The organism is Streptomyces sp. NPDC034099 (assembly GCF_055575415.1).
This window is the reverse complement of the sequence record NZ_JBVISR010000007.1, coordinates 152,212-170,081: the sequence shown is the minus strand read 5'-3', so window position 1 is coordinate 170,081 and position 17,870 is coordinate 152,212. Positions and strand designations below refer to the sequence as shown.

17 protein-coding genes are annotated in these 17,870 nt (G+C 73.3%); 11 read left to right on the top strand and 6 right to left on the bottom strand.

What is annotated here, in order from left to right; translation table 11 throughout:
- Positions 1 to 8: 8 nt before the first annotated feature.
- From ACZ56V_RS21465 to ACZ56V_RS21455, 3 genes are all read right to left on the bottom strand, one after another.
- Positions 9 to 395 (bottom strand): hypothetical protein, encoded by a 387-nt coding sequence (locus tag ACZ56V_RS21465; protein ID WP_467380943.1) that lies wholly within the window; start codon positions 393 to 395, stop codon positions 9 to 11.
- 97 nt (positions 396 to 492) lie between these two features.
- Entirely contained in the window at positions 493 to 1,215 is a 723-nt protein-coding gene (locus ACZ56V_RS21460; protein WP_398913471.1) for a response regulator, read from the bottom strand.
- Between the two features lie 2 nt (positions 1,216 to 1,217).
- Positions 1,218 to 2,171, bottom strand: a complete 954-nt coding sequence (locus ACZ56V_RS21455) for a HAMP domain-containing sensor histidine kinase (protein ID WP_398913469.1) — start codon at positions 2,169 to 2,171, stop codon at positions 1,218 to 1,220.
- Positions 2,172 to 2,516: 345 nt separating this feature from the next.
- Between ACZ56V_RS21455 and ACZ56V_RS21450 the strand changes: the two genes are divergently transcribed.
- From ACZ56V_RS21450 to ACZ56V_RS21435, 4 genes are all read left to right on the top strand, one after another.
- A complete protein-coding gene (locus tag ACZ56V_RS21450) occupies positions 2,517 to 2,843 on the top strand; it encodes a TraR/DksA C4-type zinc finger protein (protein WP_104634183.1) in 327 nt (108 codons plus the stop codon).
- 57 nt (positions 2,844 to 2,900) lie between these two features.
- Positions 2,901 to 3,281, top strand: coding sequence for a TraR/DksA family transcriptional regulator (locus ACZ56V_RS21445; protein WP_398913467.1), 381 nt, complete (start codon positions 2,901 to 2,903; stop codon positions 3,279 to 3,281).
- Positions 3,278 to 4,102: a rod shape-determining protein gene (locus ACZ56V_RS21440; RefSeq protein ID WP_467380949.1), complete on the top strand. Its 825-nt coding sequence runs from the start codon at positions 3,278 to 3,280 to the stop codon at positions 4,100 to 4,102. The genes ACZ56V_RS21445 and ACZ56V_RS21440 overlap by 4 nt, the downstream gene beginning before the upstream one ends.
- A 451-nt stretch (positions 4,103 to 4,553) precedes the next feature.
- Positions 4,554 to 5,198: an Rv1733c family protein gene (locus tag ACZ56V_RS21435; RefSeq protein ID WP_398913462.1), complete on the top strand. Its 645-nt coding sequence runs from the start codon at positions 4,554 to 4,556 to the stop codon at positions 5,196 to 5,198.
- Positions 5,199 to 5,223: 25 nt separating this feature from the next.
- Here ACZ56V_RS21435 and ACZ56V_RS21430 read toward each other — a convergent pair whose 3' ends face one another.
- Together ACZ56V_RS21430 and ACZ56V_RS21425 are read right to left on the bottom strand one after the other, a co-directional pair.
- Positions 5,224 to 6,012, bottom strand: a complete 789-nt coding sequence (locus ACZ56V_RS21430) for a hypothetical protein (RefSeq protein WP_104634186.1) — start codon at positions 6,010 to 6,012, stop codon at positions 5,224 to 5,226.
- A 172-nt stretch (positions 6,013 to 6,184) separates the two neighbouring features.
- A complete protein-coding gene (locus tag ACZ56V_RS21425; protein WP_467380951.1) occupies positions 6,185 to 7,888 on the bottom strand; it encodes a PucR family transcriptional regulator in 1,704 nt (567 codons plus the stop codon).
- A gap of 305 nt (positions 7,889 to 8,193) precedes the next feature.
- Between ACZ56V_RS21425 and ACZ56V_RS21420 the strand changes: the two genes are divergently transcribed.
- From ACZ56V_RS21420 to ACZ56V_RS21400, 5 genes are all read left to right on the top strand, one after another.
- A complete protein-coding gene (locus ACZ56V_RS21420; RefSeq protein WP_398913458.1) occupies positions 8,194 to 9,084 on the top strand; it encodes an FAD binding domain-containing protein in 891 nt (296 codons plus the stop codon).
- Complete coding sequence (locus tag ACZ56V_RS21415; RefSeq protein ID WP_398913456.1) at positions 9,084 to 9,695, top strand: (2Fe-2S)-binding protein; 612 nt, start codon at positions 9,084 to 9,086, stop codon at positions 9,693 to 9,695. The genes ACZ56V_RS21420 and ACZ56V_RS21415 overlap by 1 nt, the downstream gene beginning before the upstream one ends.
- Complete coding sequence (locus ACZ56V_RS21410; RefSeq protein WP_398913453.1) at positions 9,692 to 12,076, top strand: xanthine dehydrogenase family protein molybdopterin-binding subunit; 2,385 nt, start codon at positions 9,692 to 9,694, stop codon at positions 12,074 to 12,076. The genes ACZ56V_RS21415 and ACZ56V_RS21410 overlap by 4 nt, the downstream gene beginning before the upstream one ends.
- Before the next feature lie 244 nt (positions 12,077 to 12,320).
- A complete protein-coding gene (locus ACZ56V_RS21405) occupies positions 12,321 to 13,778 on the top strand; it encodes an NCS2 family permease (protein ID WP_467380956.1) in 1,458 nt (485 codons plus the stop codon).
- Between the two features lie 51 nt (positions 13,779 to 13,829).
- On the top strand, positions 13,830 to 14,990 hold the full coding sequence (locus ACZ56V_RS21400; protein WP_468944338.1) for an XdhC family protein: 1,161 nt from the start codon (positions 13,830 to 13,832) through the stop codon (positions 14,988 to 14,990).
- 94 nt (positions 14,991 to 15,084) lie between these two features.
- Here the strand turns inward: ACZ56V_RS21400 and ACZ56V_RS21395 are convergent, their stop codons facing one another.
- The gene (locus tag ACZ56V_RS21395; protein WP_468944335.1) at positions 15,085 to 15,645 is read right to left on the bottom strand and encodes a TetR/AcrR family transcriptional regulator; all 561 of its coding nucleotides are present in this window, start codon (positions 15,643 to 15,645) and stop codon (positions 15,085 to 15,087) included.
- Positions 15,646 to 15,759: 114 nt separating this feature from the next.
- Between ACZ56V_RS21395 and ACZ56V_RS21390 the strand changes: the two genes are divergently transcribed.
- Entirely contained in the window at positions 15,760 to 16,452 is a 693-nt protein-coding gene (locus ACZ56V_RS21390) for an SDR family oxidoreductase (RefSeq protein ID WP_398913444.1), read from the top strand.
- Between the two features lie 204 nt (positions 16,453 to 16,656).
- A complete protein-coding gene (locus tag ACZ56V_RS21385; protein WP_468944332.1) occupies positions 16,657 to 17,661 on the top strand; it encodes an NADP-dependent oxidoreductase in 1,005 nt (334 codons plus the stop codon).
- The last annotated feature ends 209 nt before the right edge of the window (positions 17,662 to 17,870 follow it).

Sequence of the window (17,870 nt, the reverse complement as noted above, 5' to 3'; positions counted from 1 at the left end):
TGTGCGTCTCAGGTGCCGGAGGAGACGGGCGGCGCCCGGCCGCTGTCGTGGCTCGCGCGGCCGGGGGAGACCGGCACCGGACCGGGCGTCGCCGAGGTCCGTGCGTGGGCGCCGCGGGCGGTGCCCGCGGCGCGCGCCGCGGTGGCCGCGTGCTGGTCCGGTGCCGCCGGGCGCTCGCCCACCTGGTCGTGGCGGGCCCGGGGCTGGGCGGCGCAGACCGGCGTACAGCCGTCGTCCGCGTGGAGGTCGAGGGCCGGATGGGGGACGGCCGTGGCGGCGGCCGCCGCGAGGGGACCGCCCGGGCCCACCTGGGCGCCGGCCGCGGGCCAGGCCGGGACCAGCGGCAGCAGAACGGTCAGCAGCACCGTGAGCACCGTCGCGAGGCGGTGGCGCATGCGCCGTTCCCTTCCGTGGTGGGTGAGCGGACCGGGGGAGCCCGTGGCCCCGGCCGGGGAGTGGACGGCCAGGGCCACGGGCGGTCGCGGGGGACCGTCAGGGCTCGATGAGCCCGGCGCGGATGGCGTACCGGGTCAGTTCCAGGCGGTCGCGCAGGCCGAGCTTCTGCAGCAGGTTCGCCCGGTGCCGCTGGACGGTCTTGATGCTGATGAAGAGGATCTCGGCGATCTCCTTGGAGGAGTGGCCCTCGGCGACGAGCTTGAGGACCTCCTCCTCGCGCGGGGTGAGGATGTGGTCGGAGGTCTCCTCGCCGTGCCGTACCCGGTCGAGGTAGTTGCGGATGAGCGCCGTCACCGCCCCCGGGTACAGGAAGGGCTCGTCGCGCATCGCGGCCCGGCAGGCGGCGACGAGGTCCCGGTCGGCGACCGACTTGAGCACGTACCCGCAGGCACCCGACTTCAGCGCCTGGAACAGGTACTGCTCGTTGTCGTGCATCGTCAGCATCAGGATGCGCAGCCCCGGTTTCAGCGCGGCCAGTTCGCGGGCCGCCTGGAGGCCGGTGAGGCGGGGCATCGCGATGTCCAGCACCGCGAGGTCGGCCTCGTGGGCCCGCGCCATGTCGATGGCCTCCGCGCCGTCCCCGGCCTCGGCCACCACCTCCAGGTCCGGCTCCCGGTCGAGGATGAGGCGCACACCGCGGCGCACCAGCGCGTGGTCGTCGGCGAGCAGGATGCGGATCTTCGGCGGGGCGGACACCGGGGAGGGGCCGTACGCGGACGCCTCGGACCGGGACGGGTCGGACGGGGAGGGGTCGTACATGGTCAGGGCTGCTTCCTGGGAAGGGGTGCGGTGAGCCGGACGCGAGTGCCGGCGCCGGGCGCCGACGTGATGTCGAGGTCGGCCCCGACGAGCAGGGCCCGCTCCCGCATGCCGCGGATGCCGGCGCCCTCGTGCGCCGCCTCGATGCCGCGGCCGTCGTCGGCGACGGTGAGCGTCACCGCGCCGTCGGCGCGGGCCAGACCCACCTCCAGGCGTTCGGCGTCCGCGTGGCGGGCGGCGTTGGTCAGACTCTCCTGCGCCACCCGGTAGAGGACCAGCTCGGTCTCGTGGTCCAGGACCGGCAGGTCGGCGTCGAAACGGCGCACCACCCGCAGACCGGTGTGGGTGGCGAAGTCGTGCGTGAGCGAGGACAGCGCGCTGATCAGACCGAGGTCGTCCAGGACGCCGGGCCGCAGCCGGCGCACCAGGCGGCGGACCTCGTCCAGGCTCTCCCGGGTGATCTCCTGCGCCTGGTGAAGTTCCTCGCGCAGCGGCTCGTCGGCGTCGTCCGCCGCCCGCCCCAGGACCAGCAGGATCGCGGTCATGCTCTGCCCGACCTCGTCGTGCAGCTCCTGCGCTATACGGCGCCGCTCCGCCTCCTGGGCGAGCAGGACGCGGGCACTGCTCGTGGCCCGCTCGTTCTCCAGGCGGTCCAGCATCGCGTTGAACGTGCGGATCAGCTCCGGGACCTCGCCGCCGCCGGCCACCGGCAGCCGCTGGCCCGGGCGCAGCAGGTCCACGGTGGTCATCAGCCTGGTGAGCCGCTCCAGCGGGGCCAGGCCCCAGCGCAGCAGGGCGCCGTTGGCCACCAGCATGACGCCCATGCCGACCACGAGGACGACGGCCTCGGTCAGCAGGATCGGCACGGAGACGGTCACCGGAGCCCACAGCAGCAGCGCCGTGGCGAAGCCCAGCACCACCGCGTTGAGCCCGAAGATCCGCCAGAACAGGGACACCGGGGGTACGCCTCCTTCGGCGACGTGTCGATTCGGTACGCCTCTACTGTCGGTCATCGCGCACCCTCGGTGGGAGCTGCGGCCCAGGTAGCGACCGAGCAAGCGACCAGCGTGCCCCTCCCGGTCCCGTCCGGTCGATGGGGCCCGACCCCCATTTCCGGCTCGCCGCACACCCATACGGCCGCCCCCGCGCGCGTACGCCGAGTGGATCCCGCGCCCCCGGGCAAATGGGTCCTGCGCCCGATGGGTTTCCCCGGGCGGCCGGGCCAGGGTTGAGACGACCGGGCCCGATCGGCCCGGCGCTCGGCATACCCGCAGAACCTTCCGAGAAAAGGACCACCCACCGTGTCGCTCGACGCCTCCCGCATCGAACCCCGCCCCGAGCGGCTGCCCGCTCACGAGGCGCGCCAGCGCCTCGAACACGCCCGCAACACCCGCATCACCCAGCTCCGGGCCCTCGACGAGAGCGGCCAGGCGGACGACCAGCTGATGTCCGCGCAGAAGGCCGCGATCGAGCGGGTGCTCAAGGAGATCGACGAGGCCTTCGCCCGGGTCGAGGACGGCACCTACGGCGCCTGCCTGGGCTGCGGCAAGCCCGTCCCGGGGGAGCGCCTGGAAATCCTCCCCTACACGCGGTACTGCGTCGCCTGCCAGCGCCGCGCCGCCGCCTGACCGGCGTTTCCCGGTCCCCGTCCACAACCGTCCCTCCCGCCCTGCCCAAGGGGTGAAGTGGTGAACAACCAGATCATCGGCGACCGCGACACGCGTCCGTCGCCCCTGTCGCCCGAGGACCTCGCCGCGCTCCGGGACAGCCTCCGCGAGCAGCGGCTGTTCCGCGAGGACCAGCTGCGCCAGATCGCCGCGGTCCCGGCCCGCACCGACGAGCCGGGCCGGCTGCGGTCCGCCGCGCAGGCCGAGGTCCGGGTCAAGCTGGCGGCCTCCGCGCGCATGGTCCTCGCCGACGTGGAAGCGGCGCTCGACCGCATCGCCGAGGGCCGCTACGGCCGGTGTCACCTGTGCCGGCGCGCCATCGACCGCGACCGGCTGATGATCGTGCCGCAGGCCCGCTACTGCGCCCGCTGCCAGCAGGTGCGGGAGGCCGGACGATGACCCTCCTCCGGCGGCCCCGGACCGCCCTGTCCCGGCACCGGCCCTGGCCGCTGTGCCGGCGGTGCGGCGGCGTCGCCCTCGACCTGGGCAGCGCCCGTACCCGAGCCTGGGTCGCCGGGCGCGGGATGATCCTCGACGTGCCGACGGTGACCTTCCCCGGCACGGGCGCGGTGTACCCCATCCAGCGCGGCTCCATCGTCGACACCCAGGGCACGGCCCGGATGCTCGACCGGCTGCTGGGCCACCGGCTGCCCCGCTTCGCCCGTCCGGTGGTGGTGGTGACCGCGCCGGTGCTGGGCGGGCCCGCCTACCGGACCCAGGCCCGTACGGCCGTGGAGGTGCTGCGCCCGCGCAGCGTGCTGACCGTTCCCAGCGCGCGGGCGGTGGCCCTCGCGGCGGGCGCCGACCTGTCCCGGCCGCTGCTCGTCATGGACATCGGCGCCCATCTCACCGAGGTGGTGCTGCTGGTGGACGGCGCCGTCTTCGACGCCCGCCGCACCGCGCTGGGCACCGGGGACATCGACGACGCGACCCCGCCCGTGCGGATCGGCGAGGCGCTGGCCGACATGACGACCTCGATGCTGCGGCAGGACGGCACGTCCCTGACGGTCGACGCGCTCGCCCGGGGGCCGCTGCTGGCGGGCGGGGGCGCGCTGCGCCCCGAGATCACCTGCCGGCTCGCCGACCGGCTGCACGTGCCGCTGCGCGCGGTACCGGCACCGCACACGGCGGCCGTACGGGGCGCCGCGAAGCTCCTGGAGGCCGCCCACACCCACCCGTCGACCACGGGCACCGACCCACCGGACGACCACCCGCACTGATCCGGTGCACCGGTACCCGCCCCGCCCCGCCCGGACGGACACCGCTCGTCCCGACGTCCGCACCGGCCGGTACCGGCGCGGGGGTGTCCGGTCGGTCGGGAGCGGTCCTGCCGGCCGGTACGGCGGGGCCCGGGTCCGGTGCTCCGGCGTCGGCCCCGGTGGGCGCACGGTGCCCGTGCCCGGGTCGGGCACCGGTGCGGGGGCGCCCGTCCGGCGGGCCCGGCGCCGCCCGGCCCGGCCCCGGACCCACCCCGGGGCCCGGCCCCGTCCCGCCCCCGCTCGTACGGTCGGCGCCCGTCCCGGTGCCGGCTGTGCCCCGCGTGCGCCCCGCGCCCCCGTCCCCACCCCCCACCCACACGCCGTCCCGTTCCGTTCCGTCCGAACCGCCGTCGACGCCGTTCCGCGCCACGGCGGCCGATCCGGCTGCCCCGAGCCAGGAAGGAGGCACACCGTGGCCGGCGAGATTCCCCAGGCCCAGCCACCACCCGCTGATCCCGTTGCCGAACCCGCACGACACCCCTACCTCCTGCTGTGGCGGTGGCGGCGCAACCCGTTGCGGCGGCCGAGTGACCGGCTGGCGGCGTGGATCTCGCTCGGGCTGGTGCTCGCCGTGCTGGTGGCGGCCCCGGCGGCGATGTTCGGGGTCGGCGACAGCGCCTACCGGCACTACCGGAGCACCGCCGAGCACGAGGCACGGACCCGGGACCACCGTCCCGCGGTCCTGATCCACGACGCCCCGCGCCATCCCGAGCCGGGGTCGGACGAGGCGAAGAAGGCCCGCTACCCGGTCCCGGTCGGCTACACCGGCCCGGACGGGGTGAGCAGAACCGGGACGACGGAGGTCGAACCGGGGCTGCCGGCGGACAGTACCGTCCTGGTGTGGGTCGACGCGGAGGGCCGGATCACCGAGCCGCCGCTGACCGTGGAGCAGATCCGCAGCCGCACGATGGGCTGGGCGATCCTCGCCTTCCTGGGCGTCGTCCTCACCGGCCTCGCGGCGCACGCCGCCACCGGCCTCGTGCTGCACCGGCGCAACCTCGCCCAGTGGGACGCGGCCTGGGCCGGCACCGCCCCGCGCTGGAGCAGGCACCCGTGACGACGCCCGTGAACGCGCGGGGCCCTCAGGCCGTCGCCGCGCCCGCCGCCGGGGGCGTCAACTGCCGGGCCAGCCACGTCGGTACGCCGCCCAGCAGCCGGAACAGCCGCCGCGCCTCCTCCCGCAGCCGGGAGGCCTCCGGCTCCGACTCGGCGTCCGCGAGCGAGGCCAGCGCCGGAGCCGTACCGACGAGGTACCCCAGCTCCTCGCGGATGCGCAGCGACTCGGCGAAACCGTGCCGCGCCTCGGCCAGCTCCCCCTCCCGCAGGGCGAGTCCGGCCAGATGCCGCCAGGTGAAGGACTGGAGCAGCGGGTCGGCGTGCGCGGTGGCGCCCGCGTGGGCCCGCCGGTACGCCGCGCGGGCGGCCTGCGGAGAGCGGGTCAGGTTCTCCGCGACCAGCCCGCGCCGGAAGTCCAGCAGCGCCCGCCCCCCGGCGCCCGGCGCGATCAGCGCCGCCGCCCGGCCCAGCGCGGCCCGCGCCTCGTCGGCCCGGTCGCGCACCCCGTGCACCGTGGCGGCGTACGCGAGCTGGCCCCGTTCGCAGGCGGCGGCCCCGCGTTCGTCGTCGGTGTGCGCCAGGGCCTCCGCGGTACGCAGCGCGTCCTCGGCCTCGGCCCAGCCCTGCTCCGTGTACAGGCACCGCTCCACCAGCAGCGCGGTCCGCCGCAAGGCGGTGTCCGCGGTGACCGGCTCCAGCAGGGCGGCCGCGTCGGCCCAGCAGCCGCGCGAGCGCAACCGCCACACCGCGGTCTGGAGCGGATCGTCACCCTCGGTCGTTCCCCAGCCAGAACCAGCCATGGCGGAATGCGCCACGTCGCCCTCCCCTTAGCACGCCGTCGAGCTCTCGAGTGGTGGCCGCATCTCAGCACGGATCCGGCGGCCCGGCCAAGGGGATGGGTGAAAGATTTCACAAAGTCGTGGACTTGGTGCCGTCGAGGTTTGGGAACGCCCCGGGCCCGCCCGGGGCTTCCACGTGCCCCGGGCCTCAGCTCATCCGCAGGGCCAGGAAGAAGTCCAGCTTGTCCTCCAGGCGCGACAGATCACGCCCCGTCAACTGCTCGATCCGCCCGACGCGGTAGCGCAGCGTGTTGACGTGCAGGTGCAGCCGGTTCGCACAGCGCGTCCAGGAGCCGTCGCTGTCGAGGAACGCCTCCAGCGTCGGGATCAGCTCGGCGCGGTGGCGGCGGTCGTAGTCCCGCAGCGGATCGAGCAGCCGGGCGGTGAAGGCGCGCCGCACGTCGTCGGGGACGAAGGGGAGCAGCAGCACGTGCGAGGCCAGCTCCTGGTGGCCGGCGGCACAGACCCGGCCGGGGCGCGCCGCGGCGACCCGGCGCGCGTGCCGGGCCTCCTCCAGCGCCCCGCGCAGCCCCTCCGCCGAGTGCACGGCCGCGCTGACGCCGAGCGTGACCCGCCCGTCGCCGTCCAGACCCGCCGACAACGGCTCCCGTACGGACTCCAGCAGCGCTTCCGCGAGGACCCCGGCCTCGCTGCCGTCGTGCTCGGTGGAGACCGCCGGCAGCGGTACGAGGGCGACCGCCTCCCCGCCGGTGTGCGCCACGGCGATGCGGTCCGACTGCTCGGGCCCGGTGGCGTGCGGGTCGACGAGGATCTCCTCCAGCAGGGTCTGCGCGACCCGGCCGGTCTCCTCGTCGCCGTCCTCCCACTCCACCCGGGCCACCACGACCTGCCAGTGCGGTGCCGCGCCGAGGCCCGGCAGCAGCACCGGCGCCGCCACCCGGAGCCGCGCCGCGATCTCGGCCGGCGCGGCGCCCGTCTGCACCAGCTCCAGGACCTCCTGGGCCAGCCGCCGCCGTACCGTGCGCGCCGCGTCCCGTCGGTCCCGTTCGACCGCGATCAGCTGGGTGACGCCGTACAGCAGGTCGAGCCGCTCCTCGGCCCAGTCCCCGGCGTCCGCCTCCACCACGAGGAGCCAGTCGGAGAGCACCGTCTCGCGCACCTCCCGCCCCGCGCCCTGCGGGGCACGCGCTCCCTGGGGCGTCACGGGGGGCTGCCCCCGGCCGCGCACCGGGAAGAGGCTGTACGTCGTGGAGCCCACGGGCACCCGGTGCGGCGCGCGCCGGCCCGTACGGGTGGCCGCGAGGTGCTCGGCCGCCAGCTTGGCGCAGACCTCGGCGGAGAGCGCGGGCTCCGCGTCCTTCGGCCCGGCGACCTGCCGGCCGGTGGGGGAGAGCACCCAGGCCCGCAGGTCGAGGTCGGAGCCGAGCAGGTCGAGGACCACGTCGGGGCCGCCGCCCGCCGGTCCCGAGGTCATCATCCGGCGGTGCCGGTCCACCACGGCCGCGAGGTCCCCCGCCCGCTCGCCGGAGACCTGGCGCACCACGTGCTCGGTGATCGTCGCGAAGGCCACCGACTCGTGCACCGCGAACAGCGGCAGCCGGTGCCGCGCGCACGCCACCACCAGGTCCTCCGGCACGCTCCCCAGCTCCGCCTCACCGGCGGCCAGCGCGGCCACCTGGGCCTGCACGAGGAGGCGGACGAACGGCTCGGAGTCGGCGGCGTCCCGGCGCCAGGCCAGGCCGGTGAGCACCAGCTCGCCGCCCGAGAGATAGCGGCTGGGGTCCCGCAGGTCGGTGGTCATCACGCCGCGGACCGTGCGGTCCAGCTCGTCCTCGCCGCCGAGCAGCTTGAGGCCCAGCGCGTCGGTGTCCAGCAGTGCGCGCAGCCGCATTCTCGTCGCCGCCGTTCTTTGTCTCGAAGTGTTCCAGGTCACGCGGCTGTGTCGCCCGATTCCAGAGGAGAACAGGGAGGCTTCTGAGCACCTCCGTTCATACGAATCTACAAGATGCCCGCCCTGGCCAGCCAACTCCTTCATGGTTTCTGCGACTGACCCTGGTGGAGCACACGACGGTGTACTGAGGCCATTCCACGTGAACAGCACATGAACGAGCCGGGCCCCGGCCCACGGGATTGGCTCGATCTGTGCGACCACCGCACGCGGAGACCACCGCACGCACACGAGGAAGAGAGCCGGCCATGGACTTCCTTCGCCCCGCCAGCTGGGAGGAGGCGCTCGCCGCGAAGGCCGAGCACCCCACCGCTGTGCCCATCGCGGGCGGTACCGACGTGATGGTCGAGATCAACTTCGATCACCGCAGGCCCGAGTACCTCATGGACCTGAACCGCATCGCCGACCTGACCGAGTGGGAGGTCGGAGCGGACTCCGTACGGCTCGGTGCCTCCGTGCCCTACACCCGGATCATGGAGAACCTGCGTACCGAGCTGCCGGGTCTCGCCCTCGCCTCGCACACGGTCGCCTCCCCGCAGATCCGTCACCGCGGCGGCGTGGGCGGGAACCTCGGCACGGCGTCCCCGGCCGGGGACGCCCACCCGGCGCTGCTCGCCGCCGGCGCCGAGGTCGAGGCCGAGTCGGTGCGCGGCACGCGCCGCATCCCGATCGACGCCTTCTACACCGGCGTGAAGCGCAACGCGCTGGAGCCCGACGAACTGATCCGCGCCGTGCACGTCCGGAAGGCCGACGGACCGCAGCAGTTCTCCAAGGTCGGCACCCGCAACGCCATGGTCATCGCCGTGTGCGCCTTCGGCCTCGCCCTGCACCCCGCCACCCGTACCGTCCGCACCGGCATCGGCTCGGCCGCGCCCACCCCGGTCCGGGCGACGGCCGCCGAGGAGTTCCTGAACGCGGCGCTCGAGGACGGCGGCTTCTGGGAGAACGGGAAGATCGTCACCCCGTCGGCCGTCAAGCGGTTCGCGGACCTGTGCTCCGCCGCCTGCGACCCGATCGACGACGTCCGGGGCACCGCGAGCTACCGCCGCCACGCGGTCGGCGTCATGGCCCGCCGGACGCTCACCTGGACCTGGGAGTCGTACCGCGGCGCCCGCCGCACCACGGAAGGAGCCGCGTGATGCGTGTCAACCTCACCGTCAACGGACGTCCGCAGGAGGCCGACGACGTGTGGGAGGGCGAGTCCCTGCTGTACGTGCTGCGCGAGCGGCTGGGCCTGCCGGGCTCCAAGAACGCCTGCGAGCAGGGCGAGTGCGGCTCCTGCACGGTCCGCCTGGACGGCGTGCCGGTGTGCTCCTGCCTGGTCGCGGCCGGCCAGGCCGAGGGCCGCGAGGTCGTCACGGTCGAGGGCCTGGCGGAGTTCGCCCGGCGCCGCGCCGAGAGCGGCACACCCGGCAGTCCCGGCACACCCGGCACCCGCACCGGTGAGAGCGCCTCGCTGGACGCGGCCAGGCGGTGGCAGGCCGGGGGCACGGACTCCCAGACCGGCGAGAGCATCGAACTGGCCCCGGTCCAGCAGGCGTTCATCGACGCGGGCGCCGTCCAGTGCGGTTTCTGCACGCCCGGACTGCTGGTCGCCGCCGACGAGATGCTGGAGCGGCACCCGAACCCGACCGACGAGGACATCCGCGAGGCGCTGTCGGGCAACCTGTGCCGCTGCACCGGCTACGAGAAGATCATGGACGCGGTCCGCCTGGCCGCGGCCCGCCGGTCCGAGGGGGACCGGGCATGACCGCCAACGGCGCACCCACCGGCATCACCCAGGGCTCCCGGACCAGGGGCGGGATCGGCGAGTCGACGCTCCGCCCGGACGGCGTCCTCAAGGTGACCGGCGAGTTCGCGTACGCGTCCGACATGTGGCACGAGGACATGCTCTGGGGCCAGATCCTGCGCTCCACCGTCGCGCACGCCGAGATCGTCTCCGTCGACACCAGCGAGGCACTGGCCACGGCGGGCGTGTACGCCGTCATGACGTACGACGACCTGCCCACCGGCGTGCGTCACTACGGACTGGAGATCCAGGACACCCCGGTCCTCGCCCACGGCAAGGTCCGCCACCACGGCGAGCCGGTCGCGATCGTCGCCGCCGACCACCCGGAGACCGCGCGCCGCGCCGCCGCCAAGATCAAGGTGGAATACCGCGAGCTGCCCCTCGTCACCGACGAGGCCTCCGCGACCGCCCCCGACGCGGTCCTCGTCCACGAGAACCGGAACGACCCCCACAGCCGCCACGTCCCCCACCCCAACATCGTGCACCGCCAGCCGATCGTGCGCGGCGACGCCACCGCCGCCGCCGAGCGCGCCGACGTGATCGTCGAGGGCGACTACTCCTTCGGCATGCAGGACCAGGCCTTCCTCGGCCCCGAGTCGGGGCTCGCGGTGCCCGGCGAGGACGGCGGCGTCGACCTCTACATCGCCACCCAGTGGCTCCACTCCGACCTGCGCCAGATCGCCCCCGTGCTCGGCCTGCCCGAGGACAAGGTGCGCATGACGCTGTCCGGCGTCGGCGGCGCCTTCGGCGGACGCGAGGACCTGTCGATGCAGATCCACGCCTGCCTCCTCGCACTGCGCACCGGCAAACCCGTCAAGATCGTCTACAACCGCTTCGAGTCCTTCTTCGGCCACGTCCACCGCCACCCGGCCAGGCTCCACTACGAGCACGGCGCCACCCGCGACGGCCGGCTCACCCACGTGAAGTGCCGCATCGTCCTGGACGGCGGCGCCTACGCCTCCGCGTCCCCGGCGGTCGTCGGCAACGCCGCCTCGCTGTCGGTCGGACCGTACGTGTGCGACGACGTGGACATCGAGGCCCTCGCCCTCTACTCCAACAACCCGCCCTGCGGCGCCATGCGCGGCTTCGGCGCCGTCCAGGCGTGCTTCGCCTACGAGGCGCAGATGGACAAGGTGGCGAAGGAACTCGGCCTGGACCCGGTGGAGTTCCGCCGGATCAACGCCATGGAGCAGGGCACGCTCATGCCCACAGGCCAGCCCGTCGACTCCCCGGCGCCGGTCGCCGAACTCCTGCGCCGCGTCAAGGCGATGCCCATGCCGCCGGAACGCCAGTGGGAGTCCAGCGAGGGTGCCGACGTACGGCAGCTGCCCGGCGGCCTGTCCAACACCACACACGGCGAGGGCGTCGTACGGGGCGTCGGCTACGCGGTCGGGATCAAGAACGTCGGTTTCTCCGAGGGCTTCGACGACTACTCCACCGCCCGGGTCCGCATGGAGGTCGCCGGCGGCCGGCCCGTCGTCACCGTGCACACGGCGATGGCGGAGGTCGGCCAGGGCGGTGTCACCGTCCACGCGCAGATCGCCCGCACCGAGCTGGGCGTCACCCGGGTCACCATCCAGCCCGCCGACACCCGGGTGGGCTCGGCCGGTTCCACCTCGGCCTCCCGGCAGACCTACGTCACGGGCGGCGCCGTCAAGCACGCCTGCGAGCTGGTGCGCGAGAAGGTCCTGGACATCGGCCGCCGCAGGCTCGGCTCCCACCACCCCGCCTGGGCCGGCGCCGAACTCCTCCTGGAGGGCGGCAAGGTCGTCACCGACGGCGGCGAGGTCCTCGCCGACCTCGTTGAGGTCCTGGAGGACGAGGTGGTCGAGGTCGAGGAGGAGTGGCGGCACCGGCCGACCGAACCCTTCGACCGGCGCACCGGCCAGGGCAACGGCCACGTCCAGTACTCCTTCGCCGCGCACCGCGCCGTCGTCGAGGTCGACACCGAACTGGGCCTGGTCAAGGTGATCGAGCTGGCCTGCGCCCAGGACGTCGGCAAGGCGCTGAACCCGCTCTCCGTGATCGGCCAGATCCAGGGCGGCACCGTCCAGGGCCTGGGCATCGCGGTGATGGAGGAGATCGTCGTCGATCCCGTGACCGCCAAGGTCCGCAACCCGTCCTTCACGGACTACCTGCTCCCCACGATTCTCGACACGCCGGCCCTACCGGTCGACGTGCTCGAACTCGCCGACGACCACGCGCCCTACGGACTGCGCGGCGTCGGCGAGGCACCCACCCTGTCGTCCACCCCGGCGGTCCTCGCGGCAGTCCGGGACGCGACCGGGCTGGCGCTCGACCGCACGCCGGTACGACCGGAACACCTCACCGGCACGGCGTGACGCCGCCGTGGCGGGCCATCGTGCCTCCCCCCGGAGCCTTGAGGGCCTTGGGGGGGACCCCCAGCGGCACGGATGGGCGCCACGGCACCCCGACGCCGGGCAACGGCCGCACCCACGGCCACGGGATTCCGGCGTCGGTCCACCCCAAGGTGCAGTACCGGGCCGTCCCCCGAGCTGACACCTCCCAAATCCCGGGCCTTCGCCGAAGGCACGGGTGCACCTATGAACCTTGGGAGACGGCCCCATGACCCAGCAGTCAGTGGAGCCCGAGATCACCGCCGAAGACGCGGGCGCGGGTTCCCGCGTCCCCGGCGGACGGTCTTGGCTCGACCGGTACTTTCACATATCTCACCGGGGATCCACGGTCGCGCGTGAGGTGCGCGGCGGCATCACCACCTTCATGGCGATGGCGTACATCGTCCTGCTCAACCCCGTGATCCTCTCCGGCAAGGACGCCGCCGGGGACACCCTGGGCCAGAAGGCCCTGATCACCGCGACGGCGCTCGCCGCGGCGGTCACCACGCTCCTGATGGGATTCGTCGGCAAGGTGCCGCTCGCCCTGGCCGCCGGGCTCTCGGTGTCCGGTGTGATCGCCGGGCAGGTCGTCCCGCAGATGACCTGGCCGCAGGCCATGGGCATGTGTGTGATGTACGGCGTGGTGATCATGCTGCTCGTGGTCACCGGGCTCCGCGAAATGATCATGAACGCGATCCCGCTCGCCCTCAAGCACGGCATCACCATGGGCATCGGTCTGTTCATCGCCATCATCGGCCTGGTCAAGGGCGGCTTCGTCCACCCGGGCAAGGCGACCCCGCTCTCCCTCGGCCCCGCCGGTGAACTCGCCGGCTGGCCGGTCCTGCTCTTCGCGGGCACCCTGCTGCTGATCTTCATGCTCCAGGCCCGCAACATGCCCGGGGCCATCCTGATCGGCATCGTCACCGGCACGATCGTCGCGGCGATCCTCAACGCCACCGGGGTCATCGACCCCAAGCAGTGGGCCAACGGCGCACCCGAACTGCACGGCGGCGCGGTCTCCATGCCGGACTTCTCTCTCTTCGGCAACCTGGAGTTCGGCGGCTGGGGCGAGGTCGGCGCGATGACGGTCGGCATGATCGTCTTCACGCTGGTGCTCGCCGGGTTCTTCGACGCGATGGCCACCATCATCGGCGTCGGCACCGAGGCCAAGCTCGCCGACGACAAGGGCCGCATGCCGGGCCTGTCCAAGGCGCTGTTCATCGACGGCGCCGGCGGTGCCATCGGCGGTGTGGCGGGCGGCTCCGGCCAGACCGTCTTCGTCGAGTCCGCGACCGGCGTCGGCGAAGGGGCCCGTACCGGGCTGGCCTCGGTCGTCACCGGCGCGTTCTTCGCCGCCTGCCTCTTCTTCACGCCGATCACCGCGATCGTGCCGCAGGAGGTCGCCTCCGCCGCGCTGGTCGTCATCGGCGCCATGATGATGATGAACGCCCGGCACGTGGACTGGGCCGACCGGGCCACCGCGATCCCGGTCTTCCTGACCGTCGTCCTGATGCCGTTCACGTACTCCATCACGGCCGGTGTCGCCGCCGGTGTCATCTCCTACGTCGCCATCAAGGTCGCCCAGGGCAAGGCGCGGGAGATCGGCGCCTTCATGTGGGCCCTGACGGTGATCTTCGTCGTCTACTTCGCCCTCAATCCGATCGAGAGCTGGATGGGCGTGCACTAGCCGCCACGACGGGAACCCTTCACGTACCCGTTGGCCAAGGAGGACCGGAAGATGCTGGACATCGCCGAAGAGCTGCACCGGTGGGTCGAGCAGGGCCGCGACTTCGCCGTGGCCACCGTGGTGGCCGTCGGCGGCAGCGCGCCCCGGCCGCCCGGCGCCGCCCTCGCGGTGGACGCCGACGGCACGGTGGTCGGCTCGGTCTCCGGCGGCTGCGTGGAGGGTGCCGTGTACGAGCTGTGCCGGCAGGCGCTCCAGGACGGCGAGACCGGCGTGGAGCGCTTCGGGTACAGCGACGAGGACGCCTTCGCCGTGGGCCTGACCTGCGGCGGGGTCATCGACATCCTCGTCACCCCGGTACGGACGGGCGATCCCGTCCGTCCGTCCCTGGCCGCGGCCCTCACCGCCGCCGCGCACGGGGAGACGGCGGCCGTGGCCCGGATCGTGAGCGGCCCGGCGGAGCTGACGGGCCGCGCGCTCGTCGTCCGCGCGGACGGCTCCCGCACCGGCGGCTTCGGCGGCCACCCAGAGCTGGACCGCACGGCGGCCGCCGAGGCGGGCGCCTTCCTGAACGCCGGGCGCACCGGCACGCTGGAGATCGGCGAGCAGGGCTCGCGCTGCGGAGCACCGCTGACGCTGCTGATCGAGTCTTCCGTCCCGGCCCCCCGCATGATCGTCTTCGGAGCGATCGACTTCGCCTCCGCGCTGGTCCGGGTCGGCAAGTTCCTCGGCTACCACGTGACGGTGTGCGACGCCCGCCCCGTCTTCGTCACCCCGGCCCGCTTCCCGGACGCGGACGAGATCGTCGCCGAGTGGCCGCACGAGTACCTGCGGCGCACCGAGGTCGACGCGCGCACGGTGCTGTGCTTCCTGACCCACGACGCCAAGTTCGACATCCCGCTGCTCCGGCTGGCGCTGCGCCTCCCCGTGGCGTACGTCGGCGCGATGGGCTCCCGCCGCACCCACCTCGACCGCGAGACCCGCCTGCGCGAGGCCGGGGTGAGCGACCTGGAGCTGGCCCGCCTCAGGTCCCCGATCGGCCTCGACCTCGGCGCCCGCACCCCGGAGGAGACGGCCCTGTCCATCGCCGCCGAGATCGTCGCGACCCGCCACAGCGGCACGGGCACCTCCCTGACCGGCGCCCACACCCCCATCCACCATGACGACCCGACGCCCCCCATGACACCGACGGGGAGCATCGGTTCGGTGGCGTAGCGACGGCGTCGAGCCGACCGGCTGGTCGCGGGGTACCGCAAGACCCCAGGCTGCGGGAACTGATCTCCTGCTGCACACATTGACGACGATTGGGTCAGCCTGCCTCCGTCAAGGCCGCGTGCGCAGTGGAGAGGATCTCTTCGGACAGCGGGGAGCCCTTGGTGGCCCGGGACAGGACCAGCGCGCCGAACAGGGTGCACAGGCGGAGGATGCCGTCCTGGTCGTCGGTGGCGAGGAAGTCGGCGAAGTCGGCCACCCCCTCGGTGTAGACGCGACGGGCCTCGCGCTCCCCGCCTTCACGCGCGATGTCGGTGGCGAGGGCTGCGACCGGACAGCCGTCCGCCGGGTCGTCGCGGTGCTCGACGGAGAGGTAGGTGTCGACCAGCGCCCGCTGGGCGGCGGCGTGCTCCCAGTCATGACGCTCCAGCCCGGCGTTGTAGCGCTGGGCGAGTTCGGTGAAGGCGTGGGCGGTGGCCTCGTCGACGAGCGCCTCCTTGGAGGTGAACTGCTTGTAGAAGGCGCCGTGGGTCAGGCCGGCCGCCTTCATCAGATCGGCGACGCTGACCTGGGTGCCCTGCTCCCGGAACAGCCGGGAGGCGGTGTCCACCACCCGCCTGCGATTCTCCTCCGCCTGTGCCTGCGACACGCGGCCCATGGCCACCTCCCGTTTGGATGTCGATTGGCATCTATCGTAGACCCGTGTTTAGATTGTAGTCATAATCTAATTCGCGGTGGGTGCCGACGGTGCCTGCCAGGACCAGGAGTGAGCATGGAACTGAAGAACGCGGTCGCGGTCGTCACCGGCGCCAACCGGGGGCTCGGGCGGCACCTGGCAGCCCAGCTCGTCGAGCGCGGCGCGAAGGTCTATGCGGCGGCACGACGCCCCGAGACGGTCGATGTGCCGGGCGTCGTCCCGCTGCGGCTGGACGTCACGGACGAGGCGTCGATACGGGAGGCCGCCCGCGTGGCGTCCGACGCGACACTGCTGATCAACAACGCGGGCATCTCCACCGGCGCGACGCTGGTCGGAGGCGGCCTGGACGAGGTACGTCGAGAGATGGAGACCAACTTCTTCGGCCCGCTCGTCGCGACCCGCGCCTTCGCCCCCGTCATCGAGGGCAACGGTGGCGGCGCCGTACTCAACGTCCTGTCCGCCCTGTCCTGGTTCCACCCGGCAGGACTTGGCTCCTACGCGGCCTCCAAGGCGGCCGCCTGGGCGTTGAGCGACGCGGTCCGCGAGGAGCTGGCGCCGCGCGGCATCACCGTCTCGGCGCTGCACGTCGGTTACATGGACACCGACATGGCCGCCGCCGTGCCCGCCGACCAGAAGGTCGCCGCCACCGACGTCGCGGCCCAGGCCCTGGACGGGATCGAGACCGGCCTGCCCGAGATCCTCGCCGACGAGACCAGCAGGTACGTCAAGCAGAGCCTGTCCGCGGCACCCCGGCCGGCCGCGGGCTGACGCCCGCCCCTCCATCCCGACGCGACCGCCTTCCCCCTCGTGCAAAGACGTCTCATGCGTTACACGACCTTCGGGCACCGGACCGCGCGTCTCCGAGTGCCCGCCGGATCTTCGGGATCAGCGCGGTGACAGTTCGTACGGGGAGATTCCCGGACAGAACGCAGACCCTCGTCCTCACGGACGGAACACGGAACGGAGACGACGATGAGGGCTTTCCTGGTCGAGAAGTACGGCGGCGAAGCCGGGATGCGTGCCGCGGAAGTGCCCGCCCCCCGAGTAGGTGCCGACGACGTCCTGGTCAAGATCCACGCGGCGGGCGTCAACCCCCTGGACCTCAGGATCCGCAACGGTGACTTCAAAGCGTTCCTGCCCTACCGTCTCCCGCTCGTCCTGGGCAACGACCTCGCCGGGACAGTCGTCCGGGTCGGCCCGTCCGTCACCCGCTTCGCGGTCGGCGACGAGGTCTTCGCCCGGCCCGACAAGGACCGCATCGGTACCTTCGCCGAACTCATCGCAGTCCATCAGGACGACCTGGCGCTCAAACCGGCGACGCTCACCATGGCCGAGGCCGCCTCCCTTCCCCTGGTCGCGCTGACCGCATGGCAGGCACTGGTCGAGCGGGCCCACGTACGGCCGGGCCAGAGAGTTCTCGTCCACGCGGGCGCCGGCGGCCTCGGCTCCGTCGCCGTCCAGCTCGCCAAAGCGCTGGGCGCGCACGTGGCAACCACCGTCAGCACCGCCAAGGCCGACCTGGCCAAGGACCTCGGCGCGGACGTCGTCGTCGACTACCGCACCCAGGACTTCGAAGAGGTCCTCGACGGCTACGACATCGTCCTCGACAGCCTCGGCGGCCGGAACCTCGCCAAATCCCTGCGCGTCCTCAAGCCCGGCGGCACGGCCATCAGCGTCGCGGGCCCGCCCGACCCCGCCTTCGCCCGTGAACTCGGCCTGAATCCCTTCCTCCGCCTGGCCATGACCGCCCTCAGCTTCAAGACCCGGCGCGACGCGAAGCGCCACGGCGTGACGTACTCGTTCCTGTTCATGAAGGCCGGCGGCGACCAACTGCGCGAACTGACCCCCCTCATCGACGCCGGAAAGGTCCGCCCCGTCGTCGACCGCGTCTTCCCGTTCGACGAAACCCTCCAGGCCATGGAGTACGTCGAGAAGGGCCGCGCGAAAGCTGGGAAAGTCGTCGTCTCCATGACGTGAGCACGGGCACGGCCCCGCCGGAGGCCGAGGCAGCCCGTCACAACGAGAAGCCCCCCAAGAGCACCTCGTCCCTTACCACCGACCAGGACCCGGCCATGAGCGCATCGTCCAGCTCCCCCGCACCCACCCCCTCCTCGTACAAGGACGCGCCGACCCGCTCCGTGTCCGTGCAGGGCGTGAACTTCGTCTACCGGCAGCTCGGCCCGGAC